This is a genomic window from Protofrankia sp. Cas8, assembly GCF_963555845.1.
GTDB lineage: Bacteria > Actinomycetota > Actinomycetes > Frankiales > Frankiaceae > Protofrankia.
Genome location: NZ_CAUVXI010000248.1, coordinates 2,686 through 7,241, shown reverse-complemented (window position 1 = coordinate 7,241; position 4,556 = coordinate 2,686). Strand labels below are relative to the sequence as shown.

The following is a 4,556-nucleotide window of genomic DNA, read 5'->3' as shown; positions in this document are numbered from 1 at the left end:
GGCTCGATGGGCAGACGCCGATCTCGACCTTCTATGGAGACCTGACGGGTTGGCCGTCGGGTTCGAGGAGGTGACCGCCAACATGGAACGGCGGAAATTTCTCAGCGTGTCCGGCGTGGCGCTGACCTCGGTCGCACATCACTGGCTCATGACCGATTCAGCCGGGCTTGCCGCGGCGCTCGAAGGAAAGCGCGTGAACGACTCGCTCGTCGCGGGTTTCGAGCGGCGGGTCGACACGCTTCGCAAGATGGATGACGTTCTAGGAGGAGATGACATATACGAGCTTTCCATGGCGGAGCTGCGGGTCGCCGTACGCGTCCTGCGGACCGCCCTGTACGGCCACGCCCACGAGGCACGGCTGTACGCCGTCGCGGCTGAGCTGGCCCGCCTGGCCGGGTGGGCAGCGTTCGACAGCGGCTACCACGGCGGCGCCCAGCGCCTGTGGATGGTCGCGCTACGGGCCGCCGGCGAGGCCGGCCAACCCGCGCTCGGTGCCAACATCCTGCGTTGCATGGCTGAGCAGGCGGCATGGTATGGCGACCCGAATGACGCCGTCACCATGCTCCGGTCGGCTCAGGCCGGGGCCCGGGCGGCAATGACGGCCACCGAGAAGGCGGCAATCTCCGGCGCGCTGGCTCTCGCGTACGGCCGTGCCGGCGAAAGTACCACCGCAGCCAGGACGGCCGAGGACGCGGTTCATCTCATCAGCCAGTCGCAGCCGGCGGAGGATCCTCCGCACATCTATTGGTGCGTCCCGTCCTGCATTTCACTTTTCGCTGGTGAAGCGCTACTGGCCAGCGGTGACGGAGCCGCGGCGATTCCGTACCTGGACAATGCCGCGGACGGGCTGGCCGGTGATTTCCCACGCGCCCGGGTGGAAGCCATGACCAGACTCGGTGTGGCGCACGTCCAGGCCGGCGATGCCGACGCCGCTATTCAGCTCGGGCATCAGGCCGTGGAGCAGGCGGCTCTTCTCGACTCCGGAATGGCCGGCCGGGACGTCGCGACGCTCTGCCGTGAGATCGAACGGACCGGGTGCGCCGGGGCCGCCGATCTCACCGATCACGCCCGGGTCGCCCTGACCGCCGTCGGCGCAGCCTGACGGCAACGCTCCACCCGGTCACCGCAACGCGGGACCGGCTCCGCGGTTCCAGCACGGGACACCGCACACAAGAGGCAGCCGAGGCAGCCGGGACGGGATCACCGCCTCGGCTGCCTCTTGTCTTTTTGCGGCTAATGTCCGATTAGGACATATTTAAACGATCTTTACAATGCCGGGCACGCGTATGACTCTCGCCACATTTTCACATCAATCCGAGTCCGACTGGAAGCAAATGCCCGCGATGCTCTGGCCGTCGATTCCAGCAGCAGCCGAAAAAGGATCTTTCAGGCTGCTTCCACAGGGCATCCACTCAATCTCGGATCGTAACCATCATTACCTAGCGTTAAATACCCCCGGAACGCCGGACCAATGGCGACCTCTCGCCCGCATCTCGCCCGCATGGCGATCGCACCCGGCGACAGGCGACCGACAGAGTCGCGATCGGGGCCGCGCCGCTCACCACACATGATTTCCCGACCAAGCTGTCGCGAAACTGATAGCTAGGTCACGTCCACCGGAACGCACTGCGCAATGCCCGCAGCGTCGACCGACGGGTGTCGACCGGGTATCTGGTGCTAACGAGGTATTCAGCCGCTGCCGGGATCCGCGAGTCGGCACTCAGAGCGCGTTTTGGATCTTCTGTCCGACTCGCAGCCATCCGATCCAGACCAGCCGGAGGTTCCCGGTCAGAGCAGGACGGTTATCGCCTCGGGCCAGGAGGTCGGCCGGGTGAACCCCACCGGCAGGACCGTCGCGGCATCCCCGTGGGCAACCTCAAGTTGTTCCTGTGTCAGCGGCACCGCGCCGGTGAGATCCACGCCGTCCAGCCATGCGCCGGTGAGGTCGGCCCCTTCCAACCGGGCATCGGTGAGGTTGGCCCTGTCCAGCAGAGCTCCGGTCAGATCCGCCCCGTCGAGACGGGCGGTGCGCAGGTTCACCCCGACCAGCCCGGCCCGCGTGAGGTTCGCCTCAACCAGCCGGGCGCCGGCGAGGTTCACGCCGTCAAGTCGCGCACGGGTGAAATTCGCACGGTCCAACCGGGCACCGGCCAGGTCCGCGCCGGTCAGATCGGCACGCAGGACCCCATCCCGCGCCGGGAGCCGACCCAGTACGTTGATCGCAGCCTGGATGTCGGTCTCCGGTCCGTCGGCCGCGCTCTTGCACCGCCGGTTGCCGGGCCGACCGAGGCGCGTGTGCTCGCGGACGAACGCCGACAGCATCTCGACCACGGCGGGTTGCTCCTCGGGAAAACCCCCCGCGAGCCGCTCGAGAGCATAGATCCCTCCGAGACGCACGTCCGCCGTGTCCGAGCCCAGCTGGTTGACCGCTCGGGTGTAACGCTCGATCAATTGTCCGGCCAGCTGCCGCTCAGCCACCTGTCGATCTCTCTCGGTCGCCCGGGTGGCGGCCCGGCGGATCTCGGCAAGGCTCATCATCAGACCGACAAATATGATCAATGCGGCACCCGCGATGACGATCCCGGTGCGAGTGGTCGCGATCGCCGGTGCCCGACCGTCGGCCGGCGGCGGGTAGAAGATCGGCGCCTGCACCCACAACACCGCCAAGCCGATCAGCACAACCAACCCCACCACCGCCGGCCCCAGCCGCCACCATCGGTCACCGCGCCCACGCATAACTGATGTTCTACGCGACGACGGAGGCAGCCGTCCCCGTCGTGACCACGGGACGACACCTCGGCTCGGGGCCGGCTGCCGTGCCGCCGACTCCCCCGGACCCGACCGTCCCACACGTGGAAATCCCGGATCCAAAAATCAGGATAAAAAGGTCTCTAACCTACCAAAAATTCCGGTTTTTTGACCGCGTAATGTCCGGTGGATGACGATGGGCTCGGTAGTCCACTGACGACAGAGGTCGGCGAGCGGTTCGTTGTGACCACGCCCGGCGACTTCCTTGATTGTTCAGGGCCTCCTGCCGCGCGAGCAGGATCGGGATCGCGCAGCCGCTGGCCGACCAGAGCCCGCCCGGAGGGAAATTCATGAACAACGCTGTCATCGTTGATGTCGTTCGGACCGCGTCCGGACGAGGCAAGCCGGGCGGCGCCCTGTCCGGGGTACACCCGGTTGCGTTGCTCGCGACCGTGCTTCGGTCGTTGATCGAACGCAATGGCCTCGACCCGGCACGAGTCGAGGATGTCATCGGCGGATGTGTCCAGCAGGTGGGTGAGCAGTCCTCGAACATCACCCGCAACGCCGTGCTCTCCGCGGGATTTCCGGAGACCGTGCCGGCGACAACAGTCGATCGCCAGTGCGGCTCCAGTCAGCAGGCCGCGCACTTCGGTGCGCAGGGCGTGATCGCCGGTGCCTACGACATCGTGATCGCGTGTGGCGTCGAGTCGATGAGCCGCATTCCGATGGGCACGCCGACCATCGGCCAGGACCCGCAGGACGCGGGACTCCACGCCCGCTACCCTCAGGGCCTGGTCAACCAGGGGGTCGCAGCCGAGCTGATTGCCAAGAAGTGGAAGCTCGACCGCGAGGCTCTCGACGCCTACTCGGCGGCCTCTCACCAGCGCGCCGCCGACGCCGCGGCTGCGGGCGCGTTCGACAACGAGGTCGTGGCGGTGACGGCACCCGCGCCGGATGGCACAACCGGCACGCATCTGGTCGACCAGACCGTGCGGGCGGGCACGAGCGCCGAGGGGCTCGCAGCCCTCAAGCCCTCCTTCGCCACCGCGGACATGAGGGCACGGTTCCCCGACATCGACTGGAAGATCACCCCTGGGAACTCCTCCCCTCTCACGGACGCGGCGTCCGCTGCGCTGATCATGAGCGAGCAGACCGCCAATGAGCTCGGCCTGCGCCCACGCGCCCGCTTCCACGCGTTCTCGGTGGTTGGTGACGACCCGATGCTGATGCTCACCGGCCCCATCCCGGCAACCCAGAAGGTCCTCGCGCGAGCCGGTCTGACCATCGACGACATCGACGCCTATGAGGTCAACGAGGCGTTCGCACCCGTGCCGCTGGCCTGGGCACACGATCTCGCCGCCGATCCGGCGAAACTCAACCCTCGTGGCGGCGCGATCGCCCTCGGGCACGCGCTCGGCGCATCCGGTACCCGCCTGTTGGGGACGCTGGTCAACTATCTGGAGGCAACGGGCGGCAGGTACGGCCTGCAGACGATGTGCGAGGGCGGCGGTATGGCCAACGCGACCATCATCGAGCGGCTGTAAGAGCGCCCGGCAGCGGCAGCCGCAGCGGCAGTCGCAGCGGCAATAGGAACGGCAACGGCAACGGCAACGGCAACGGCAACGGCACGAACGAAACAGGAGAGGACTCGGACAGATGGATATCGCCGGCGGCATCGCTGTGATCACAGGGGGAGCGTCCGGGCTCGGGTTCGCGACAGCCCGTCGTCTCGTGAGCGCGGGCGCGAGCGTCGTGCTGCTGGACCGCTCGCCCGCGACCTCGCGGACAAGCAGATCAGAGTAGTGACC

Annotated in this window: 3 protein-coding genes and 1 pseudogene; 3 read left to right on the top strand and 1 reads right to left on the bottom strand. The window is 67.3% G+C overall.

The window, feature by feature from the left end:
- Nucleotides 1-1,102 (top strand): XRE family transcriptional regulator (locus U9977_RS24060; RefSeq protein ID WP_322751558.1); only part of this gene is annotated, 1,102 nt, incomplete at its 5' end.
- 686 nt (nucleotides 1,103-1,788) lie between these two features.
- On the opposite strand, the gene U9977_RS24055 is transcribed toward U9977_RS24060, so the two are convergent.
- On the bottom strand, nucleotides 1,789-2,679 hold the full coding sequence (locus U9977_RS24055) for a pentapeptide repeat-containing protein (protein ID WP_322751560.1): 891 nt from the start codon (nucleotides 2,677-2,679) through the stop codon (nucleotides 1,789-1,791).
- A 419-nt stretch (nucleotides 2,680-3,098) separates the two neighbouring features.
- Between U9977_RS24055 and U9977_RS24050 the strand changes: the two genes are divergently transcribed.
- Nucleotides 3,099-4,292 (top strand): acetyl-CoA C-acyltransferase, encoded by a 1,194-nt coding sequence (locus U9977_RS24050; protein WP_322751557.1) that lies wholly within the window; start codon nucleotides 3,099-3,101, stop codon nucleotides 4,290-4,292.
- Nucleotides 4,293-4,404: 112 nt separating this feature from the next.
- Nucleotides 4,405-4,556: pseudogene (locus U9977_RS24045) on the top strand (SDR family NAD(P)-dependent oxidoreductase); the annotation flags it as partial.